General features: G+C 61.2%; 20 protein-coding genes. 8 read left to right on the top strand and 12 right to left on the bottom strand.

What is annotated here, in order from left to right:
- The first annotated feature begins 67 nt into the window (after positions 1-67).
- The 7 genes from hyi (at position 68) to HGP31_RS08480 (ending at position 7,791) form a co-directional block, all read left to right on the top strand.
- Positions 68-850, top strand: coding sequence for a hydroxypyruvate isomerase (gene hyi, locus HGP31_RS08510; RefSeq protein WP_020797009.1), 783 nt, complete (start codon positions 68-70; stop codon positions 848-850).
- Between the two features lie 131 nt (positions 851-981).
- Complete coding sequence (locus tag HGP31_RS08505) at positions 982-1,875, top strand: 2-hydroxy-3-oxopropionate reductase (RefSeq protein WP_020797007.1); 894 nt, start codon at positions 982-984, stop codon at positions 1,873-1,875.
- A gap of 148 nt (positions 1,876-2,023) precedes the next feature.
- Positions 2,024-3,304: a glycerate kinase type-2 family protein gene (locus HGP31_RS08500; protein WP_168757464.1), complete on the top strand. Its 1,281-nt coding sequence runs from the start codon at positions 2,024-2,026 to the stop codon at positions 3,302-3,304.
- Complete coding sequence (gene pyk, locus HGP31_RS08495) at positions 3,294-4,709, top strand: pyruvate kinase (RefSeq protein WP_168757463.1); 1,416 nt, start codon at positions 3,294-3,296, stop codon at positions 4,707-4,709. Before HGP31_RS08500 ends, pyk begins: the two co-directional genes overlap by 11 nt.
- Positions 4,710-4,846: 137 nt before the next feature.
- Positions 4,847-5,761, top strand: a complete 915-nt coding sequence (locus HGP31_RS08490) for an urea transporter (protein ID WP_168757462.1) — start codon at positions 4,847-4,849, stop codon at positions 5,759-5,761.
- 21 nt (positions 5,762-5,782) lie between these two features.
- Positions 5,783-6,607 (top strand): ion transporter, encoded by an 825-nt coding sequence (locus tag HGP31_RS08485; RefSeq protein WP_020797002.1) that lies wholly within the window; start codon positions 5,783-5,785, stop codon positions 6,605-6,607.
- 188 nt (positions 6,608-6,795) lie between these two features.
- Positions 6,796-7,791, top strand: coding sequence for a sulfate ABC transporter substrate-binding protein (locus tag HGP31_RS08480; RefSeq protein WP_168757461.1), 996 nt, complete (start codon positions 6,796-6,798; stop codon positions 7,789-7,791).
- 119 nt (positions 7,792-7,910) lie between these two features.
- On the opposite strand, the gene HGP31_RS08475 is transcribed toward HGP31_RS08480, so the two are convergent.
- Positions 7,911-8,354, bottom strand: coding sequence for a hypothetical protein (locus HGP31_RS08475; RefSeq protein ID WP_020797000.1), 444 nt, complete (start codon positions 8,352-8,354; stop codon positions 7,911-7,913).
- 224 nt (positions 8,355-8,578) lie between these two features.
- Between HGP31_RS08475 and HGP31_RS08470 the strand changes: the two genes are divergently transcribed.
- The gene (locus tag HGP31_RS08470) at positions 8,579-9,784 is read left to right on the top strand and encodes an MFS transporter (RefSeq protein ID WP_033044076.1); all 1,206 of its coding nucleotides are present in this window, start codon (positions 8,579-8,581) and stop codon (positions 9,782-9,784) included.
- Between the two features lie 58 nt (positions 9,785-9,842).
- Here the strand turns inward: HGP31_RS08470 and HGP31_RS08465 are convergent, their stop codons facing one another.
- The 11 genes from HGP31_RS08465 to HGP31_RS08415 form a co-directional block, all read right to left on the bottom strand.
- Positions 9,843-10,247 (bottom strand): type II toxin-antitoxin system HicB family antitoxin, encoded by a 405-nt coding sequence (locus HGP31_RS08465; protein ID WP_020796998.1) that lies wholly within the window; start codon positions 10,245-10,247, stop codon positions 9,843-9,845.
- A complete protein-coding gene (locus HGP31_RS08460; RefSeq protein ID WP_033044075.1) occupies positions 10,247-10,459 on the bottom strand; it encodes a type II toxin-antitoxin system HicA family toxin in 213 nt (70 codons plus the stop codon). Before HGP31_RS08460 ends, HGP31_RS08465 begins: the two co-directional genes overlap by 1 nt.
- Before the next feature lie 144 nt (positions 10,460-10,603).
- Positions 10,604-11,170 (bottom strand): phosphonate metabolism protein/1,5-bisphosphokinase (PRPP-forming) PhnN, encoded by a 567-nt coding sequence (phnN, locus tag HGP31_RS08455; protein WP_168757460.1) that lies wholly within the window; start codon positions 11,168-11,170, stop codon positions 10,604-10,606.
- 27 nt (positions 11,171-11,197) lie between these two features.
- Positions 11,198-11,605 carry a hypothetical protein gene (locus HGP31_RS08450; RefSeq protein WP_168757459.1) on the bottom strand — a complete coding sequence of 136 codons (408 nt, stop codon included), beginning with the start codon at positions 11,603-11,605 and terminating at the stop codon, positions 11,198-11,200.
- A gap of 12 nt (positions 11,606-11,617) precedes the next feature.
- Positions 11,618-12,820: a c-type cytochrome biogenesis protein CcmI gene (ccmI, locus tag HGP31_RS08445; protein WP_083348448.1), complete on the bottom strand. Its 1,203-nt coding sequence runs from the start codon at positions 12,818-12,820 to the stop codon at positions 11,618-11,620.
- The gene (locus tag HGP31_RS08440) at positions 12,817-13,287 is read right to left on the bottom strand and encodes a cytochrome c-type biogenesis protein (RefSeq protein ID WP_020796993.1); all 471 of its coding nucleotides are present in this window, start codon (positions 13,285-13,287) and stop codon (positions 12,817-12,819) included. The genes ccmI and HGP31_RS08440 overlap by 4 nt, the downstream gene beginning before the upstream one ends.
- A complete protein-coding gene (locus HGP31_RS08435) occupies positions 13,284-13,820 on the bottom strand; it encodes a DsbE family thiol:disulfide interchange protein (RefSeq protein ID WP_020796992.1) in 537 nt (178 codons plus the stop codon). Before HGP31_RS08435 ends, HGP31_RS08440 begins: the two co-directional genes overlap by 4 nt.
- On the bottom strand, positions 13,817-15,805 hold the full coding sequence (locus tag HGP31_RS08430; RefSeq protein WP_020796991.1) for a heme lyase CcmF/NrfE family subunit: 1,989 nt from the start codon (positions 15,803-15,805) through the stop codon (positions 13,817-13,819). Before HGP31_RS08430 ends, HGP31_RS08435 begins: the two co-directional genes overlap by 4 nt.
- Positions 15,806-15,808: 3 nt before the next feature.
- The gene (gene ccmE, locus HGP31_RS08425) at positions 15,809-16,264 is read right to left on the bottom strand and encodes a cytochrome c maturation protein CcmE (protein ID WP_020796990.1); all 456 of its coding nucleotides are present in this window, start codon (positions 16,262-16,264) and stop codon (positions 15,809-15,811) included.
- A complete protein-coding gene (gene ccmD, locus HGP31_RS08420; RefSeq protein ID WP_008055370.1) occupies positions 16,261-16,437 on the bottom strand; it encodes a heme exporter protein CcmD in 177 nt (58 codons plus the stop codon). The genes ccmE and ccmD overlap by 4 nt, the downstream gene beginning before the upstream one ends.
- Entirely contained in the window at positions 16,434-17,189 is a 756-nt protein-coding gene (locus HGP31_RS08415) for a heme ABC transporter permease (protein ID WP_020796989.1), read from the bottom strand. Before HGP31_RS08415 ends, ccmD begins: the two co-directional genes overlap by 4 nt.
- Between the last annotated feature and the right edge of the window lie 52 nt (positions 17,190-17,241).

Here is a 17,241-nt window from a genome sequence, read left to right as displayed (position 1 = left end):
GCACACTGCTTTCGCGAGCAGGCTCGCTCCCACAGGGGCCGCCCTCACATATTTACGGGAGACCACCATGCCGCGTTTCGCAGCCAACCTGTCCATGCTGTTCACCGAACAGGACTTTCTTGCCCGTTTCGAAGCGGCCGCCAAGGCCGGTTTCAGTGGTGTCGAGTACCTGTTCCCGTACGACTTCAGCTCTGCCGAAATCAAGGCCAAGCTCGATGCCAACGGTCTGACTCAAGTGCTGTTCAACCTGCCGGCCGGCGACTGGGCCAAGGGCGAGCGTGGTATCGCCTGCCTGCCGGATCGAGTTGAAGAGTTCCGCGCCGGTGTCGACCTGGCGATCGCCTACGCACAAGTGCTGGGCAACACCCAAATCAACTGCCTGGCCGGCATCCGCCCACAAGGCGTTGACGATGCCACCGTGGAAAAAACCTTCGTCGCCAACCTCAAGTACGCGGCCGAGAAGCTGCAGGCAGCCGGTATCAAGCTGGTGATGGAAGCGATCAACACCCGCGACATCCCGGGCTTCTACTTGAACAACACGGCGCAAGCCCTGTCGATTCGCGAACAGGTCGGCAGCGCCAACCTGTTCCTGCAATACGACATCTATCACATGCAAATCATGGAGGGCGACCTGGCCCGCACCCTGCAATCGCACCTGGGCGAAATCAACCATGTGCAGTTGGCGGACAACCCGGGGCGCAACGAACCGGGAACTGGTGAAATCAACTACCGCTTCCTGTTCGAACACCTGGACCGCATTGGGTATCAGGGTTGGGTCGGTTGCGAATACAAGCCGCTGACGACCACCGAAGCGGGTTTGGGCTGGCTCAAGACCCATAACGCGATTTAATTGAACATGACATTCCTGTAGGAGCTGCCGAAGGCTGCGATCTTTTGACTTTGTTTTTCAAGATCAAGATCAAAAGATCGCAGCCTTCGGCAGCTCCTACAGGGTGACACACAAAAAGAGAGGATTTTCTCATGGCTAAAATCGGATTCATCGGCACCGGCATCATGGGCCACCCAATGGCGGCGAACCTGCAAAAAGCCGGTCACAGCCTGTTCCTGTCGGCGCACCACGACGCCGCTCCTGCTGACCTGGTTGCCGCCGGCGCCGTCGCCCTGGCGAACCCGAAAGAAGTCGCCCAGGAAGCCGAATTCATCATCGTGATGGTCCCGGATACCCCACAGGTCGATGACGTGCTGTTCCGTGCCGACGGCGTTGCCGCCGGTCTTGGCAAAGGCAAGGTGGTGATCGACATGAGCTCGATCTCGCCGACCGCCACCAAGGCATTTGCGGCCAGGATCAACGAAAAAGGCGCCCAGTACCTCGACGCGCCAGTGTCCGGCGGTGAAGTCGGTGCCAAGGCGGCGACCCTGAGCATCATGGTCGGCGGCGATGCCGATGCCTTCGAACGCGCGCTGCCGCTGTTCCAGGCCATGGGCAAGAACATCACCCTGGTGGGTGGCAACGGTGACGGTCAAACCGCCAAGGTGGCGAACCAGATCATCGTCGCCCTGAACATCCAGGCCGTGGCCGAAGCCCTGCTGTTCGCTGCCAAGAACGGTGCCGATCCAGCCAAGGTGCGTGAAGCACTGATGGGCGGTTTCGCCTCGTCGAAGATCCTCGAAGTACACGGCGAGCGCATGATCAAGGGCACCTTCGATCCAGGCTTCCGCATCAGCCTGCACCAGAAGGACCTGAACCTGGCGCTGCAAGGGGCCAAGGAGCTGAACATCAACCTGCCGAACACCGCCAACGCCCAGCAAGTGTTCAGCACCTGCGCGGCCATCGGTGGCAGCAACTGGGACCACTCGGCACTGATCAAGGGCCTGGAACACATGGCAAATTTCTCGATTCGCGACAAGAACTAAGCCCTGCATAAACCTGTGGGAGCGAGCCTGCTCGCGAAGAATTCACCGCGGTGTCCCTGACAAACCGTGTCGTTTGATTCGCGAGCAGGCTCGCTCCCACAGAGATCCGAGTTGCCCTTTCGAATAACAAGAATTCCGGGAGCCCGCCATGTCGGTCGATCCGCAACAATTGCTGCGTGAGCTGTTCGCCACAGCCATCGACGCGGCCCATCCGCAGCAAGTCCTTGAAGCCCATTTGCCTGCCGACCGCAGCGGTCGGGTGATCGTCATTGGTGCCGGCAAAGCCGCGGCCGCCATGGCCCAGGTGGTCGAGCGCTGCTGGCAGGGCGAAGTGTCCGGCGTGGTGGTGACGCGTTACGGCCACGGCGCCCCCTGCGAAAAAATCGAAGTGGTCGAAGCCGCGCATCCGGTTCCGGACGCCGCCGGCCTGGCCGTTGCCAAACGCGTTCTGGAACTGGTCAGCGACCTCGACGAAACAGACCGCGTGATCTTCCTGCTGTCCGGCGGTGGCTCGGCGCTGCTCGCCCTGCCGGCCGAAGGCATCACCCTGGCCGACAAGCAATCGATCAACAAAGCCCTGCTCAAATCCGGCGCGACCATTGGCGAGATGAATTGCGTACGCAAACACCTCTCGGCGATCAAGGGTGGCCGCCTCGGCAAGGCTTGCTGGCCAGCCACTGTCTATACCTATGCGATTTCCGATGTGCCGGGCGACCTCGCCACGGTCATCGCCTCAGGTCCCACAGTGGCCGACCCGAGCACCTCGGCGGAAGCGCTGGCAATCCTCAAGCGCTACGCCATCGACGTGCCCGCCTCCGTGCGTAACTGGCTGCAAAGCCCGGAATCAGAGACTGTGAAACCTGGCGATCCGAGCCTGGCCCGCAGTCACTTCCAGCTGATCGCGCGCCCGCAGCAATCACTGGAAGCCGCGGCGGTGAAGTGCCGTCAGTCCGGTTACAGTCCGTTGATCCTGGGCGACCTCGAAGGTGAGTCCCGTGAAGTGGCAAAAGTGCATGCCGGTATCGCTCGGCAAATCGTCCAGCACGGCCAGCCACTGGCGGCGCCCTGCGTGATTCTTTCTGGCGGCGAAACCACGGTTACCGTTCGCGGTAACGGCCGTGGTGGGCGCAACGCCGAGTTCCTGCTCAGCCTGACCGACAGCCTCAAGGGCTTGCCCGGCGTCTACGCCCTGGCCGGGGACACCGATGGCATCGACGGCTCCGAAGACAACGCCGGGGCAATCATGACCCCGGACAGTTACGCCAGCGCCGCGGCCCTCGGTTTGAGCGCCAGCGACGAGTTGGACAACAACAATGGCTACGGCTATTTCGAGGCGCTGGACGCACTGATCGTCACCGAGCCGACCCGCACCAACGTCAACGACTTCCGCGCCATCCTGATTCTTGAGAGCCCTAAACATGACGCCTGACAAAAAGGTCAAGATCCTCGCCACCCTGGGCCCCGCTACCGACGGGATCGACGACATTCGTGAACTGGTGCAGGCCGGGGTCAATATCTTTCGCCTGAACTTCAGCCACGGCGATCACGCCGACCACGCCAAGCGCTACCAGTGGATCCGCGAAGTCGAGCGCCAGCTGAATTATCCGCTGGGCATTCTGATGGACCTGCAAGGGCCGAAATTGCGGGTCGGCAAATTTGCCGCAGGCAAAGTCCAGCTGCATCGCGGTCAAGCCCTGCGCCTGGATCTCGATGCCACGCCGGGTGATGAACGCCGGGTCAACCTGCCGCACCCGGAAATCATCGCTGCGCTGGAGCCCGGCATGGACCTGTTGCTGGACGACGGCAAGCTGCGCCTGCGAGTGGTCACCAAGTATGCCGACGCCATCGACACGACCGTGCTCAATGGTGGCGAACTGTCGGACCGCAAAGGCGTGAACGTACCGCAAGCGCTGCTCGAACTGAGCCCGCTGACCGCCAAGGACCGTCGCGATTTGAGCTTCGGCCTTGAACTGGGGGTGGACTGGGTGGCCCTGTCGTTCGTGCAGCGTCCTGAGGACATTCGCGAAGCCCGTGCCCTGATCGGCGACAAGGCGTTCCTGATGGCCAAGATCGAGAAGCCGTCAGCGGTGGCGCAATTGCGCGAAATTGCCGAATTGAGCGACGCGATCATGGTCGCTCGCGGTGACCTGGGCGTGGAGGTGCCGGCCGAAAGCGTGCCGCAGATCCAGAAAAACATCATCAGCACCTGTCGCCAGTTGGGCAAGCCGGTGGTGGTGGCGACGCAGATGCTCGAATCGATGCGCTTCTCCCCGGCGCCCACCCGCGCCGAAGTCACCGATGTCGCCAATGCGGTGGCCGAAGGTGCCGACGCGGTGATGCTGTCGGCGGAAACCGCCTCCGGCGAATACCCGCTGGAAGCTGTACAGATGATGAGCAAGATCATCCGCCAGGTGGAAAACGGCCCGGACTACCAGACCCAGCTGGACGTCAGCCGGCCAAAAGCCGAAGCGACTGTTTCCGATGCGATCAGCTGCGCGATTCGCCGTATCAGCAACGTGTTGCCGGTGGCGGTCTTGGTCAACTACAGCGAATCAGGCACCTCGAGTTTGCGTGCGGCCCGGGAACGGCCGACAGTGCCGATCCTCAACCTGACGCCGAACCGGCAAACCGCTCGACGCCTGACCGTGGCATGGGGGGTGCATTCGGTGGTCAACGATCGCCTGCGTCAGGTGGACGAGGTGTGCTCTACGGCGCTGGAAATTGCCCAGGCCCAAGGCATGGCGCAGCGGGGCGATACGTTATTGATCACTGCAGGTGTGCCGTTTGGGCTGCCGGGGTCGACTAACTCTTTGCGTATCGAAACATTGATTTAACCCCTACATGATCGTTCCCACGCTCTGCGTGGGAATGCAGCCCGGGACGCTCCGCGTCCCAAGAGCAGACGCAGAGCGTCCATTGAGGCATTCCCACGCAGAGCGTGGGAACGATCTGTACTGAAACGACCCTTGCCATGCCTGCCAATCACTTCAACACCCACTGCCCCGACTGGGCCGAAGCCTTGCTCAACGGCTTCAGCCAGATATTCCTCCAACGCCATCCGCTGTTTGGTCTGGCGTGCCTGCTCGCCATTCTGTTTACCGCGCCCGCCTTGCTCGGCGGTGCGTTGCTTGGCGGCGTCGCCGGGCTGCTCACCGCGCAACGTCGAGGCTACGCCAAGGCCGATCGCCAGGCCGGACTCTTCAGTTACAACGGCGTCTTGCTTGGCTTGCTGCTGAGTCTGTATTTCCCCTGGTCGGCGATGTTGCCGCCGCTGATCCTCGCCGCAGGTGGCCTGAGCGCCATGCTCACACAGCAGTGGCTCAAACGCGCCCGCTTCAGCCAGTACCTGCCTGCCTATACCGCGTCCTTCGTGGGTTTGAGCTGGTTGCTGCTGTGCTTCGCCACGCCCTCGACCGAGGCGCATCTGATCGAAGTCAACACGCTGAACATGCTCGCCGCCCCCCTCAAGGGCCTCGGCCAGGTGATGTTCCTCGGTCATCCGCTGGCCGGTGCGATGATTGCCGCCGGTTTGCTGGTGGCTGATCGTCGCGCCTTCTGCTGGGCGTTGTTGGCGTCTGTTGCCGGCATGGGTTGGAGCCTGTTGAACCACGACTTCTACACCGCACTGCTGGGCCTGGGTGGCTACAACGCCGTGCTCGCCGCCCTCGCCTTCAGCGCCCAGCGCCAGCAGCCGTGGCTGCCACTGGTGGGCATTGCCTGCGCGCTGCTGTTGACGCCGATGTTTGCCGCTGTTGGCCTGCCCACGCTGACCGCGCCGTTCATCCTCGCCTGCTGGCTGATTCGTACGGTGGCTCAATTACTCGGCAAGGCGACAGGGGCCACTGCGCCTTGCGCTTCTGGGGAGAATCAACCTAGGCTGCGCTGATTCCCGATTCAGGCGTTTCCCATGGACAGCAGCAAAAACTGGCGTGAAGACCTTTACGTCATGATTTTCCAGAGCGACACCAAGGCGGGTCGGCGCTTCGACGGCATTTTGCTGTTGATCATCCTCGCCAGCCTGGTGATCGTGATGCTCGACAGCATCGATACAGTCCACCGCAACTACGCCGACGTGCTGGCGTACATCGAGTGGGGCTTCACCGTCATCTTCGCCATCGAATATGGCCTGCGCCTGTACTGCTCGCCCAAACCCCTGCGCTACGCCTTCAGCTTCTATGGACTGGTGGACTTGCTGGCGATCGTGCCCGGCATACTGGCGTTGTACTACGCCGATGCGCAGTACCTGTTGATTATCCGGATCATCCGGATGCTGCGGATTTTCCGCGTGCTCAAGCTCAGCCCCTACCTGAAACAAGCCAACTACCTGATGTCCGCGTTGCGCGGCAGCAAGCAGAAAATCGTGGTGTTCCTGGTCAGTGTCTGCACCCTGGTGACGGTGTTCGGCACATTGATGTATGTGATCGAAGGCCCGGAGCACGGTTTTACCAGCATTCCCAAAGGCATCTACTGGGCCATCGTGACGCTGACCACGGTGGGCTTCGGCGACATCGTGCCGAAGACGCCATTGGGCCAGGTGATTTCCTCGCTGGTCATGATCACCGGTTATTCGATCATTGCCGTGCCCACCGGTATTTTCACTGCCGAGCTGGCCAACGCCATGCGTGGCGAACAGTTGCAACATGACTGCCCGGTGTGCAAGAAAAACCACCACGAACACGGCGCCGCGTTCTGCTCTCGCTGCGGCAATGCATTGTTCAAGAAACTGGAATAAGCAAAGAGCTTTTTAATCTTTAAACGACTATGCGGGGCCGGCTATAGTCGCTGGCAAATTAGTATCGCGTTCAATACACATAACCCGTAGGAGCTGCCGCAGGCTGCGATCTTTTGATCTTGCTTTTGAAGATCAAAATCAAAAGATCGCAGCCTGCGGCAGCTCCTACATAGAACAAGGAATTCGCAGTGAAAAAACTCTTTGGCGCCTCACTTCTGGCCGCTGGCCTGGCACTGACCAGCGTGGCCCAGGCCGCACCGACCCTGCTCAACGTTTCCTACGACGTGATGCGCGATTTCTACAAGGACTACAACACTGCGTTCCAGAAACACTGGCAAGCCGAGCACAACGAAAACATCACCTTGCAGATGTCCTTCGGTGGCTCCAGCAAACAGGCGCGCTCGGTCATCGATGGCCTGCCTGCTGACGTGATCACCATGAACATGGCCACCGACATCAACGCCCTGGCCGATCACGGCAAACTGATCCCGGACAACTGGGTCACCCGCCTGCCGAACAACAGCGCCCCGTTCACCTCGGCCACTGTGTTCATCGTCCGCAAAGGCAACCCCAAAGCCCTGAAAGATTGGCCGGACCTGCTCAAGGACGGTGTGCAAGTCATCGTGCCAAACCCGAAGACTTCTGGTAACGGCCGCTACACCTACCTCTCCGCCTGGGGCTACGTGCTGAAAAATGGCGGCGACGAAAACAAGGCGAAGGACTTCGTCGGCAAGCTGTTCAAGCAGGCTCCAGTGCTGGATACCGGTGGCCGCGCCGCAACGACGACCTTCATGACCAACCAGATCGGCGACGTACTGGTGACCTTCGAAAACGAAGCGGAAATGATCGCCCGCGAGTTTGGTCGCGATCAGTTCGAGGTCATCTACCCAAGCGTATCCGCCGAAGCCGAGCCACCGGTGTCGGTGGTCGACAAGACCGTCGACAAGAAAGGCACCCGCGCTGCCGCCGAGGAATACCTGAAGTACCTCTGGTCGCCACAAGGTCAGGAAATCGCCGCCGCCAACTACCTGCGTCCACGTGACCCGGCCGTTCTGGCCAAGTACACCGACCGCTTCCCGAAAGTCGACTTCCTGTCGGTGGAAAAAACTTTCGGCGACTGGCGCACCGTGCAGAAGACCCACTTCAATGATGGCGGGATTTTCGATCAGATTTACGCCCAGTAACCACTGAGCAGACGCGATCCCCTGTAGGAGCTGCCGAAGGCTGCGATCTTTTGATCTTGTTTTTCAAAAGGCAAAATCAAAAGATCGCAGCCTTCGGCAGCTCCTACAGGGGTATGCCGCTAGCTCAGGTTGCCGCAGAAAATCGCCTGGTGACCATCGGCCGGGCTTTCACGCACCACCAACGCATAGCCCCCCGCTCGAAGTGTCTCGACCGGTACGGGTGCGCTTTTCCAGAAATATTGCATGGACGCTTGCGAATAGAACCGCGCATTCGGGCCGTCATTCATGTCATAGGCGGGTTTGGCACCCAGACTTCCACAGCTTCCCGGGTAGATGTAGGCCTGCAAACGACCTGGTAACGCGCTACCCATGGATTCTCCACTGACAGCAAACCAGAACACTGTTGCTTGCCCGTCGGGCATCATGATTGGCCGGGCGATGTTGCCAGCATTGATGGCAGTAGCGTTCATGGGAACGTTGGTGACCTGAGCATCCGGCACTGTCGAGCACCCGAAGATCGACCCAACCGCTACCACCAACGCCAGCGAAGATACGATTTTCATCGTGATACTCCCGCTTTGTAAGGACACGTTGAAGTGATCCCCCTGTAGATTCTAGCTGTCACGGCAAAACGGGCAGTTCTTCGGATGGCCGGTGGTCCCTGCAACACGCCCGCATTCGTCATTCATTGCGCAGAAGAATGATTACTATCATTCCAATTCCACTTCCGCCGTTTCAGCCAGCCGTTTAGCCTGCGCGCATTCACTTATTTCCAGCGAGACACGTTATGACTCCATCGCCCCAGCTGCCCCATGGCACCGCGACAATGACCCGAGGCATGGTGCTGCTGTTCGCCTTCTGCTGTGGCGCGATCGTCGCCAACATCTACTATGCGCAACCGATCATCGGCCTGATCGCACCGGACATCGGCCTGACCAGCACCATGGCCAGCCTGATCGTTTCGCTGACGCAGATCGGTTATGCACTGGGCCTGTTCTTCCTCGTGCCTTTGGGTGATCTGCTGGAAAACCGGCGGCTGATGATCATCACCACCGTGGTCGCCATTGCCAGTCTGCTGGGCGCGGCGTTCACCGATCAGCCGAACGTGTTCTTGCTGATTTCGCTACTGGTGGGCTTCAGCTCGGTGTCGGTGCAGATCCTGATTCCGCTGGCCGCACACCTGGCGCCGGAAGAATCTCGCGGCCGCGTGGTCGGCGGGATCATGGGCGGTTTGTTGTTGGGAATATTGCTGGCGCGACCGGTGTCCAGCGTGGTGGCGGATCATTTTGGCTGGCGGGCAATGTTTGTGATTGCCGCGCTATTGATGGCAGCGATCAGCATCGTATTGGCGCTGACCATCCCCAAGCGCCAGCCTGACCACAGCGCGTCCTATGGCCAATTGCTGGGTTCGCTCTGGACGCTGCTGCGTCAACAACCGGTATTGCGCCAGCGGGCGTTTTATCAAGGCTGCATGTTCGCCACGTTCAGCCTGTTCTGGACCGCCGTGCCGCTGGAACTGGCGCGCAATCATGGCCTGTCGCAAAGCCAGATCGCGATTTTCGCCTTGGTCGGCGCAATCGGCGCCATTGCCGCGCCTATCGCCGGACGCCTGGCCGACGCCGGCCATACCCGCATCGCTTCATTGCTGGCCCTGCTGTGCGCCAGCCTGAGCTTCCTGCCCGCTTTCATCCACCCCGTCTATAGCGTGATCGGCTTGGCCGTGACCGGCGTGGTGCTGGATTTCTGCGTACAAATGAACATGGTCCTCGGTCAACGCGCGGTCTACGCCCTGGACGCCAAAAGCCGCAGCCGTCTGAATGCGTTGTACATGACCAGCATCTTCATCGGCGGTGCGTTCGGCTCATCCGTGGCCAGCGCGGTATATGAGCACGGCGGCTGGCTGTGGATCGTGGTGGTTGGCAGTGCGTTTCCACTGTTGGCGTTGTTGCGCTTCCTGAGTGTTTCGCAGAAGGCTTCATTGGCGACGGCGTAAAGATTCAAGCGCTTGGTGGGCGAGTAGGATCGCCCGCCAAGGCAAGGTTACCAATCCATCAATTGCGCACCAGCTTCTCCATCGCCGCATCCGCCAGGAACGACGACCGGCTTTTTACATTGTGCTCGCGCACATAACGATCAATGCGCTGGATCACATAGCCGGGCAACGTCACGTTGACCTTCTCGGTCTTGCCCAGGTACGGCGAGATGTCCAGCTCCAGCATGCCCCAGCCCATGTCGGCGAACTCGGGATTACTGCGATGCACCGAAGCCGACGTCGGCATCGGAATCGACTCACCATCCGCAGCCAACTCCTGCAGCATGATGTGGGCAACTTCGACCGCTGCGTTGTAGGCCTCTTCAAAGCTATCCCCGGCGGTTACCGCACCTGGGATATCGGGGATCTGGATACCGATGGCGGTGTTCTCATCGCCCCATTCGATACAGATTGGATATTGCATTATGGATCTCCTGCGTAACTGGCTGGCGGGCAGTACAGCCCGGCTCGCCTCCTGATGCTCTTGACCGCCCCGACCGGCAAATCCTTCTTCGGATGGGGGATGGGAATGGTGTACGGGTTGTATCGGTGGGTGAAAATGTGATGACTGCCTGTGACCCGGTCCAGGGTCCATCCCGCCTCCATCAATTCCTTGATCAATAGCCTGCTCTGCACCACCAGCCTCCTTGCTTTGGCCTCAACAAAAATAACCCTAGAGTTATCTTTACTCAAGCACAAAAACTGAAAGCACGACGTTCGGTTGTATTGCGGGGTATGAAGAAAGAAGGTTTTAAATCGACAAAATGGCCGGCACAGCGATCAGGCGCATGCAGCCGGCTCGACGAGGCAGGCCAAGAGTTGTTCAACGGTTTGTTCCAGTGGCCCGGAGTTGTCGAGCACATGCACTGTCGGATCCTCGGCCAGCAGGCGCTCACCGAAACGGGCATTGCGCGCCAGGCGCTGGTCGATCTCGGCCAAGGACTCACGACCACGCGCCAGCAAGCGCTGGCGCAGCACTGCCTGGTCCACGGTCAGCAATATCGCCAACACATTCGGATAACGCTCGCGAGTATCCTGCAAATGCCCGCGCGAGCCGTTCACCAGCACGTCCTGGCCAGCGGCGAGCCAATCGTCGATTTCCCGCGGGATGCCGTAGGACAGGCCATTGGCGTGCCAGCTCAGGGCAAACGCGCCCTGGGCCTGCATCTGGACGAATTGCTGCGGGCTCACGCCCAGTGCTGCCTCGCCCACGGCTTCGGCGGAACGCGTGATGACTCGGCGCACGATAAGGCAGCCTCGCTCGGCCAACCGCGCTCGCGCGGCATCGAGCAGGCTGTCCTTGCCCGAACCCGAAGGCCCGATGAGGTAAATCAACCTGCCTGCCATCCAACCCCCCGAGGGTCGCAATTTGCGTTACTGCCCGAACTGGCGTCCCAACCCACCCGGTACGCCATGGATATCGGTCTCTTCCCAGGGTCCTTTCGGGCTGATTGAACGGCTCCAGCCGTTATCCCAACGGTAGTAGGTGCGCTGGCGATAGAACGTGTTCGGTTGATCGTCGAGCACATACACGCCCAGTTTCGGGTCCCAATGACTGTTGCCACCCGGTGGCGGCGCGAAGCTGGCCGAGGTGCGCGGCAGCGGCTTGGCCGGTTTGGCGGGAGTCGTCGGCTTACTCGGCACCGTCGACGGCGCCGGTTTGGTACTGGGCTGCGACGGCGGGATCGGTGGCGGGCTCGGCTGCTCAGGTGGCCGCTGGACCGCACAAGCGCTCAGCCCCAAAACAACGCTGAGCAGGGTGATACGAGCAATGGCGGTCATGGTGGCTTCCTGTTATTTGTCCGGGCTATCGATGGTCAGTTGTTGCGGCGCGGTGGTGCTGCTGGCCAGGGGCTGGCTGCGACCGATCCACTCGCCTGCCGTCGGTTGACCGGCGCGGGAGATGCGCGCAACCAGTTGGACTTCAGGGAAGTTCGACAGTTTCAACTGCGGCATCATTGCATCGCCATCGCCCAACTCGACGGTGGCTGGCAGATCAGCCACGGTCAGGCGCTTGGCCGCCAACGGCGCGGGTGGGCCAGAGGTGGCGCGGGCGAAGATGAACACGCTGTCACCCGGCTGGACCTTGGCCTTCAGGTCGGCCGCCAGGTCAACCCGGACCTTGAGCAGCGCTGCCGGCTTGGCCGCTGGCGCCTGGGCCACCTTGCCACCGCTGGCCACCAGTTTCTCGCTGGCGCGGGTAATACCGCCCTGCAGCGCAATACGGGACTGGTCGTCCGGCGGCAGTTGCTCCAGCAGGCGATTCCAGTAGTCGATCGCTTCCTGAAAACGCTGGCCTTCGAAGGCGGCGATGCCCAGCAGGCCCAGGCTGGTAACTTCTTTTGGATCGGCCTTGAGCGCTTCGTCAGTCAGGGCCTGGACCTTGTCCGACCACTTCTTGCCATCGGCGAAATACTGCGCCTGGGCCCATTGCCCCAACAGTTCAGGCTGGCGCCCGGCCAGGTTGACGGTGCGCTCGAAGATCTTCGCCGCATCCGCCGGACGATCCTGGGTCATGTAGGTGCGACCGAGGAAGTACAGCGCTTCGGCGGAATCGGGCTGCGCCGCGACCGCGCGCTCCAGGCGCCGGGTCATTTCTTCCATCGACTGTGGCGCCTGGGCGAACTCCCGGGTCAACTCGACTTTGTCGCTGGCACCGAAATGCAGGTACAGCCCCAGGCCCAGCACCGGGACCAGGATGGCTGCCAGCAACGGTGCCGCCTTGCCCAGGCGCGTCACCCGAGGCGCGGCAACGCCTTCGGTGTCCGCGAGCAATTCACGGGCGGCTTCAGCCCGGCCGGCGTCCATTTGCGCGGCATCGAGAACGCCTTCCTGCTGCTGAACCTGCAGCTCAGCCACGCGTTCTTGATACAGCGCCACGTTCAGGGCAGTACGATCCTCTTCGAGCTGGGCGCGACGACTACGCAGGACGGGGATCAGCAGAAAACTCAGGGCCACCAGGAGCAGCAGACCTGCAGCGAGCCAGAAATCAATCATTCTTGGTTTTTATCCAACAGTTGGTCGAGGCGCTCGCGCTCCTCGGCAGAAAGCGAGCCTGGCGTTTCGGCGCGTTGCACGCGACGACGACGCACGATCACCGCGATGATCACCACACCGCCCAACAGCAGGCCAGCGGGGCCGAACCAGAGCAGTGCGGTCTTGGCGTTCAGGGCCGGTTTGTAGCGAACGAAATCACCGTAGCGATCGACCATGAAGTCGATGATCTGCTGGTTGTCCTTACCCTCGCCAAGCATGCGGAAGATCTCTTTGCGCAGGTCGGCGGCAATCGGGGCATTGGAGTCAGCGATGTCCTGGTTCTGGCACTTCGGGCAACGCAGCTCCTTGGTCAACTCGCGAAAACGCTCGCGATCACCTTCCTTGGCGAACTCGTAAGTGTCGATGGCAGCGTGGGCCACGCCGGCCAGGCTCAAGCCCAGGACAACGGCGGCAATCCAGCGCTTCATGGCTTCGCCTCGTCGACCAGCGCCTGGTACTTGGCCGCCAGTTTCTCGCGCCAGACCTGCTCGTCGATCACCCCTACGAATTTGTCGCGGATGATGCCCTTGGCGTCGATGAAGAAGGTTTCCGGGGCGCCGTACACACCGAGGTTCAAGCCCAGGGTGCCGGCGTCGTCGCGAATATCCAGCTGATACGGATTATGGAAATCCGCCAGCCATTTCAAGGCGTCGGCATTGATGTCCTTGTAGTTGATGCCGTGGATCACCACGCCCTTCTCGGCCAGTTTGTTCAACACCGGGTGCTCGATCCGGCAGGAAATGCACCAGGTGCCCCAGACGTTGACCAATGCCGGTTTGCCGAGTATGTCGGCGCGGGTCAGGGTCTTGTCGCCCTGCACCGCTGGCAGGGAAAACTCCGGGAAGGGTTTGCCGATCATCGCCGAGGGCAACTCGGCCGGGTCCAGGTACAGACCGCGATACAGGAAAACAGCCACCACGAGGAAAATCGCCAGTGGCAACAACATCAACCAACGCTTCATGCAGTCGCTCCCGTCATGCCCAGTGCTTCCCGCACACGGCTTTTCACCTTGACCCGATAACGCCGGTCCAGCGCTGCCAGCAACCCGCCCAGACCTGTGAGCAAACCACCGAACCAGATCCAGCGCACGAACGGCTTGACGTGCACACGTACTGCCCAGGCGCCATCCCCCAGGGGCTCGCCGAGTGCGACGTAGAGGTCACGGGTGAAACCGGCGTCGATCCCGGCTTCGGTCATCACCGAATTCTGTACGGTGTAGAGACGTTTTTCCGGGTGCAGGACACTGACTTCCTTGCCGTCCTTGATCACCCGCACGGTACCCTTGTCGGAGGTGAAGTTCGGGCCTTCGAAGTGCTTGGCACCTTCGAAGATGAACTGATAACCGCCCAGGGCCATGGACTCGCCAGGCGCCAGGCGCAGGTCGCGCTCGGCACTGTTCTGGCTCGACAACACCACGCCGAGGGCGCAGACGGCGATGCCCAGGTGTGCAACCTGCATGCCCCAGTAGCTGCGGGTCAGGGTCGGCAGGCCTTTGATCAGGCCTTTGTGGCGAGTCTTGTCGAAAATGTCACGCACACCGGCCAACAACACCCAGGCCGCGAGCATGAAGGTCGCCAGCACCGCCCAGTTGAAATCGCCATAAGCCACGCCCGCCACCACCGCCAGCGCGGCGCTGCCGAGTAGTACCGGGGTGAGCATGCCCAGCAGCCATTTCACCGGGGTGTCTTTCCAGCGCACGATCACGCCGACCGCCATCACCAGCATCAACAAGGCCATCAATGGAATGAACAGCGCATTGAAGTACGGCGGGCCGACCGACAGCTTGGCACCGGTCATGGCATCGAGAATCAACGGATACAAGGTGCCCAGCAGGATCATCGAAGCGGCCACCACCAACACCAGGTTGTTGCCCAGCAACAGGGTTTCCCGGGACCAGAGGTTGAAGCCGACCTGGCTCTTGACCACCGGTGCGCGCAAGGCGAACAGCGTCAGCGAACCACCGACCACGAACAGCAGGAAGATCAGGATGAACACGCCGCGCTCGGGGTCCGAGGCAAAGGCGTGCACCGAGGTCAGTACGCCGGAACGCACGAGGAAAGTGCCCAGCAGGCTCAACGAAAAGGCGGCGATGGCCAGCAACACGGTCCAGCTCTTGAACACACCACGTTTTTCCGTGACGGCCAGCGAGTGAATCAGCGCGGTGCCCACCAGCCAGGGCATGAACGAGGCGTTTTCCACCGGGTCCCAGAACCACCAGCCGCCCCAGCCGAGTTCATAGTAGGCCCACCAGGAACCGAGGGTGATGCCGATACCGAGAAATGCCCAGGCGACGATGGTCCATGGCCGCGACCAACGCGCCCAAGCGGCGTCCAGGCGACCGCCCATCAGCGCGGCGATAGCGAAGGCGAAGGCCACCGAGAAGCCGACGTAGCCCATGTACAGCATCGGCGGGTGCACGATCAGGCCGATATCTTGCAGCAACGGGTTGAGGTCGGCACCGTCGCCAGGCACTTGCGGCAGGATGCGCTTGAACGGGTTCGAGGTGAGGATCAGGAACAGCAGGAAACCGGTGCTGATCATGCCCATCACTGCCAGCACCCGTGCCAGCATGACTTGCGGCAACTGTCGGGAGAACACCGACACGGCGAACGTCCAGCCGCCGAGGATCAACGCCCACAACAGCAACGAACCTTCGTGCGCGCCCCATACGGCGCTGAACTTGTAGTACCAGGGCAAGGCACTGTTGGAATTGTTGGCGACATAAGCGACGGAAAAATCGTCGGCCATGAACGCATAGGTCAAGCAGCCAAAAGCGAACAGCAGGAAGGCGAATTGCCCCCATGCCGCCGGCTGGGCCAGGCTCATCCAGAATCGGTCACCGCGCCAGGCGCCGACCAATGGCACGACGGCCTGAACCAGCGCAAAGCACAGGGCCAGGATCATCGCCAGATGACCCAGTTCGGGAATGAAGATGCCGGAAGTCATGGATCAACCCTCCTTAGCGGGTGTTGGGGCGGATTGACCACTGTCTTTCAAGGCCTTGGTCACTTCCGGCGGCATGTACTTTTCATCGTGCTTGGCCAGCACTTCATCGGCCACCACCACGCCTTCGGCATTGAGCTTGCCCAGGGCGACGATGCCCTGCCCTTCGCGGAACAGGTCCGGAAGGATGCCGCGATAGCTGATGGTCACGGATTTGTTGAAGTCGGTGACGACGAACTTCACGTCCAGCGAATCTCCGGAGCGCTGCAGGGAACCGGCCTCGACCATGCCGCCCGCGCGGATGCGCGTGTCCTGCGGGGCTTCGCCGTTGGCGATCTGGGTCGGTGTGTAAAACAGGTTGATGTTCTGCTGCAGGGCGCTGAGGGCCAGGCCCACGGCGGCGCCGACCCCAACCAGGATCGCCAGAATGATGATAAGACGCTTTTTACGCAGCGGATTCACTTGCCGTTCTCCCGGCGCAGACGGCGCGCCTCTTGTTGCAGATACCGCTTGCGGGCCAGGATTGGCGCCGCCACGTTGAGGGCCAGCACTGCCAGGCAAATGCCATAGGCCGACCAGACATACAGGCCGTGATGGCCCATGGCGAGGAAGTCGCCGAATGAAGCAAAACTCATCGAGCAACCTCCAGGCTGTTTTCAACTTCGGCCTTGACCCAACTGGCCCGGGCTTCGCGCTTGAGCACCTCAAGGCGCATGCGCAGCAGCAATACCGCGCCGAAGAAACAATAGAAACCCAGCGCCGTCAGCAGCAACGGCAGCCACATCTCGGCGGGCATCGCCGGTTTTTCCGTGAGCGTGAAGGTTGCGCCCTGATGCAGGGTGTTCCACCACTCCACCGAGTACTTGATGATCGGGATGTTGATCACGCCGACGATGGCCAGCACCGCACAGGCCTTGGCCGCACTGTCACGATTGCTGATGGCGTTGCCCAGCGCAATAAGACCGAAGTACAGGAACAAAAGAATCAGCATGGACGTCAGTCGTGCATCCCAGACCCACCACGAGCCCCAGGTCGGCTTGCCCCAGATCGCCCCGGTGACCAGCGCCACGGCGGTCATCCAGGCACCGATGGGTGCCGCGCACTGCAGGGCGACGTCGGCCAGCTTCATCTTCCACACCAGCCCGACGACGCCACACACCGCCAGCATCACGTAGATGGACTGTGCCAGCATGGCGGCCGGAACATGGATGTAGATGATGCGAAAGCTATTGCCCTGCTGGTAGTCCGGCGGCGCGAAGGCCAGGCCCCAGACCACGCCAACGCCGATCAGCAGCAACGCCGCAATGCTCAGCCATGGCAGCATTCTGCCGCTGATGCCGTAAAACCATTTGGGCGAGCCGAGCTTATGAAACCACGTCCAGTTCATTGCTGTTTCCATCACGGTTGCTGCTCGCTATCGCGAGACAGCCATAGGGTCT

The sequence above is a fragment of the Pseudomonas umsongensis genome, assembly GCF_012647205.1.
Lineage (GTDB): Bacteria > Pseudomonadota > Gammaproteobacteria > Pseudomonadales > Pseudomonadaceae > Aquipseudomonas > Aquipseudomonas umsongensis.
This window is presented reverse-complemented; position numbering and strand designations above follow the sequence as displayed.

Bases quoted from the DNA above. Each gene is read 5' to 3' on its own strand.
- hyi (WP_020797009.1), top strand. From the start codon at position 68: ATGCCGCGTTTCGCAGCCAACCTGTCCATGCTGTTCACCGAACAGGAC.
- HGP31_RS08505 (WP_020797007.1), top strand. From the start codon at position 982: ATGGCTAAAATCGGATTCATCGGCACCGGCATCATGGGCCACCCAATG.
- HGP31_RS08500 (WP_168757464.1), top strand. From the start codon at position 2,024: ATGTCGGTCGATCCGCAACAATTGCTGCGTGAGCTGTTCGCCACAGCC.
- pyk (WP_168757463.1), top strand. From the start codon at position 3,294: ATGACGCCTGACAAAAAGGTCAAGATCCTCGCCACCCTGGGCCCCGCT.
- HGP31_RS08490 (WP_168757462.1), top strand. From the start codon at position 4,847: ATGCCTGCCAATCACTTCAACACCCACTGCCCCGACTGGGCCGAAGCC.
- HGP31_RS08485 (WP_020797002.1), top strand. From the start codon at position 5,783: ATGGACAGCAGCAAAAACTGGCGTGAAGACCTTTACGTCATGATTTTC.
- HGP31_RS08475 (WP_020797000.1), bottom strand. From the start codon at position 8,354: ATGAAAATCGTATCTTCGCTGGCGTTGGTGGTAGCGGTTGGGTCGATC.
- HGP31_RS08470 (WP_033044076.1), top strand. From the start codon at position 8,579: ATGACTCCATCGCCCCAGCTGCCCCATGGCACCGCGACAATGACCCGA.
- HGP31_RS08465 (WP_020796998.1), bottom strand. From the start codon at position 10,247: ATGCAATATCCAATCTGTATCGAATGGGGCGATGAGAACACCGCCATC.
- phnN (WP_168757460.1), bottom strand. From the start codon at position 11,170: ATGGCAGGCAGGTTGATTTACCTCATCGGGCCTTCGGGTTCGGGCAAG.
- HGP31_RS08450 (WP_168757459.1), bottom strand. From the start codon at position 11,605: ATGACCGCCATTGCTCGTATCACCCTGCTCAGCGTTGTTTTGGGGCTG.
- ccmI (WP_083348448.1), bottom strand. From the start codon at position 12,820: ATGATTGATTTCTGGCTCGCTGCAGGTCTGCTGCTCCTGGTGGCCCTG.
- HGP31_RS08440 (WP_020796993.1), bottom strand. From the start codon at position 13,287: ATGAAGCGCTGGATTGCCGCCGTTGTCCTGGGCTTGAGCCTGGCCGGC.
- HGP31_RS08435 (WP_020796992.1), bottom strand. From the start codon at position 13,820: ATGAAGCGTTGGTTGATGTTGTTGCCACTGGCGATTTTCCTCGTGGTG.
- HGP31_RS08430 (WP_020796991.1), bottom strand. From the start codon at position 15,805: ATGACTTCCGGCATCTTCATTCCCGAACTGGGTCATCTGGCGATGATC.
- ccmD (WP_008055370.1), bottom strand. From the start codon at position 16,437: ATGAGTTTTGCTTCATTCGGCGACTTCCTCGCCATGGGCCATCACGGC.
- HGP31_RS08415 (WP_020796989.1), bottom strand. From the start codon at position 17,189: ATGAACTGGACGTGGTTTCATAAGCTCGGCTCGCCCAAATGGTTTTAC.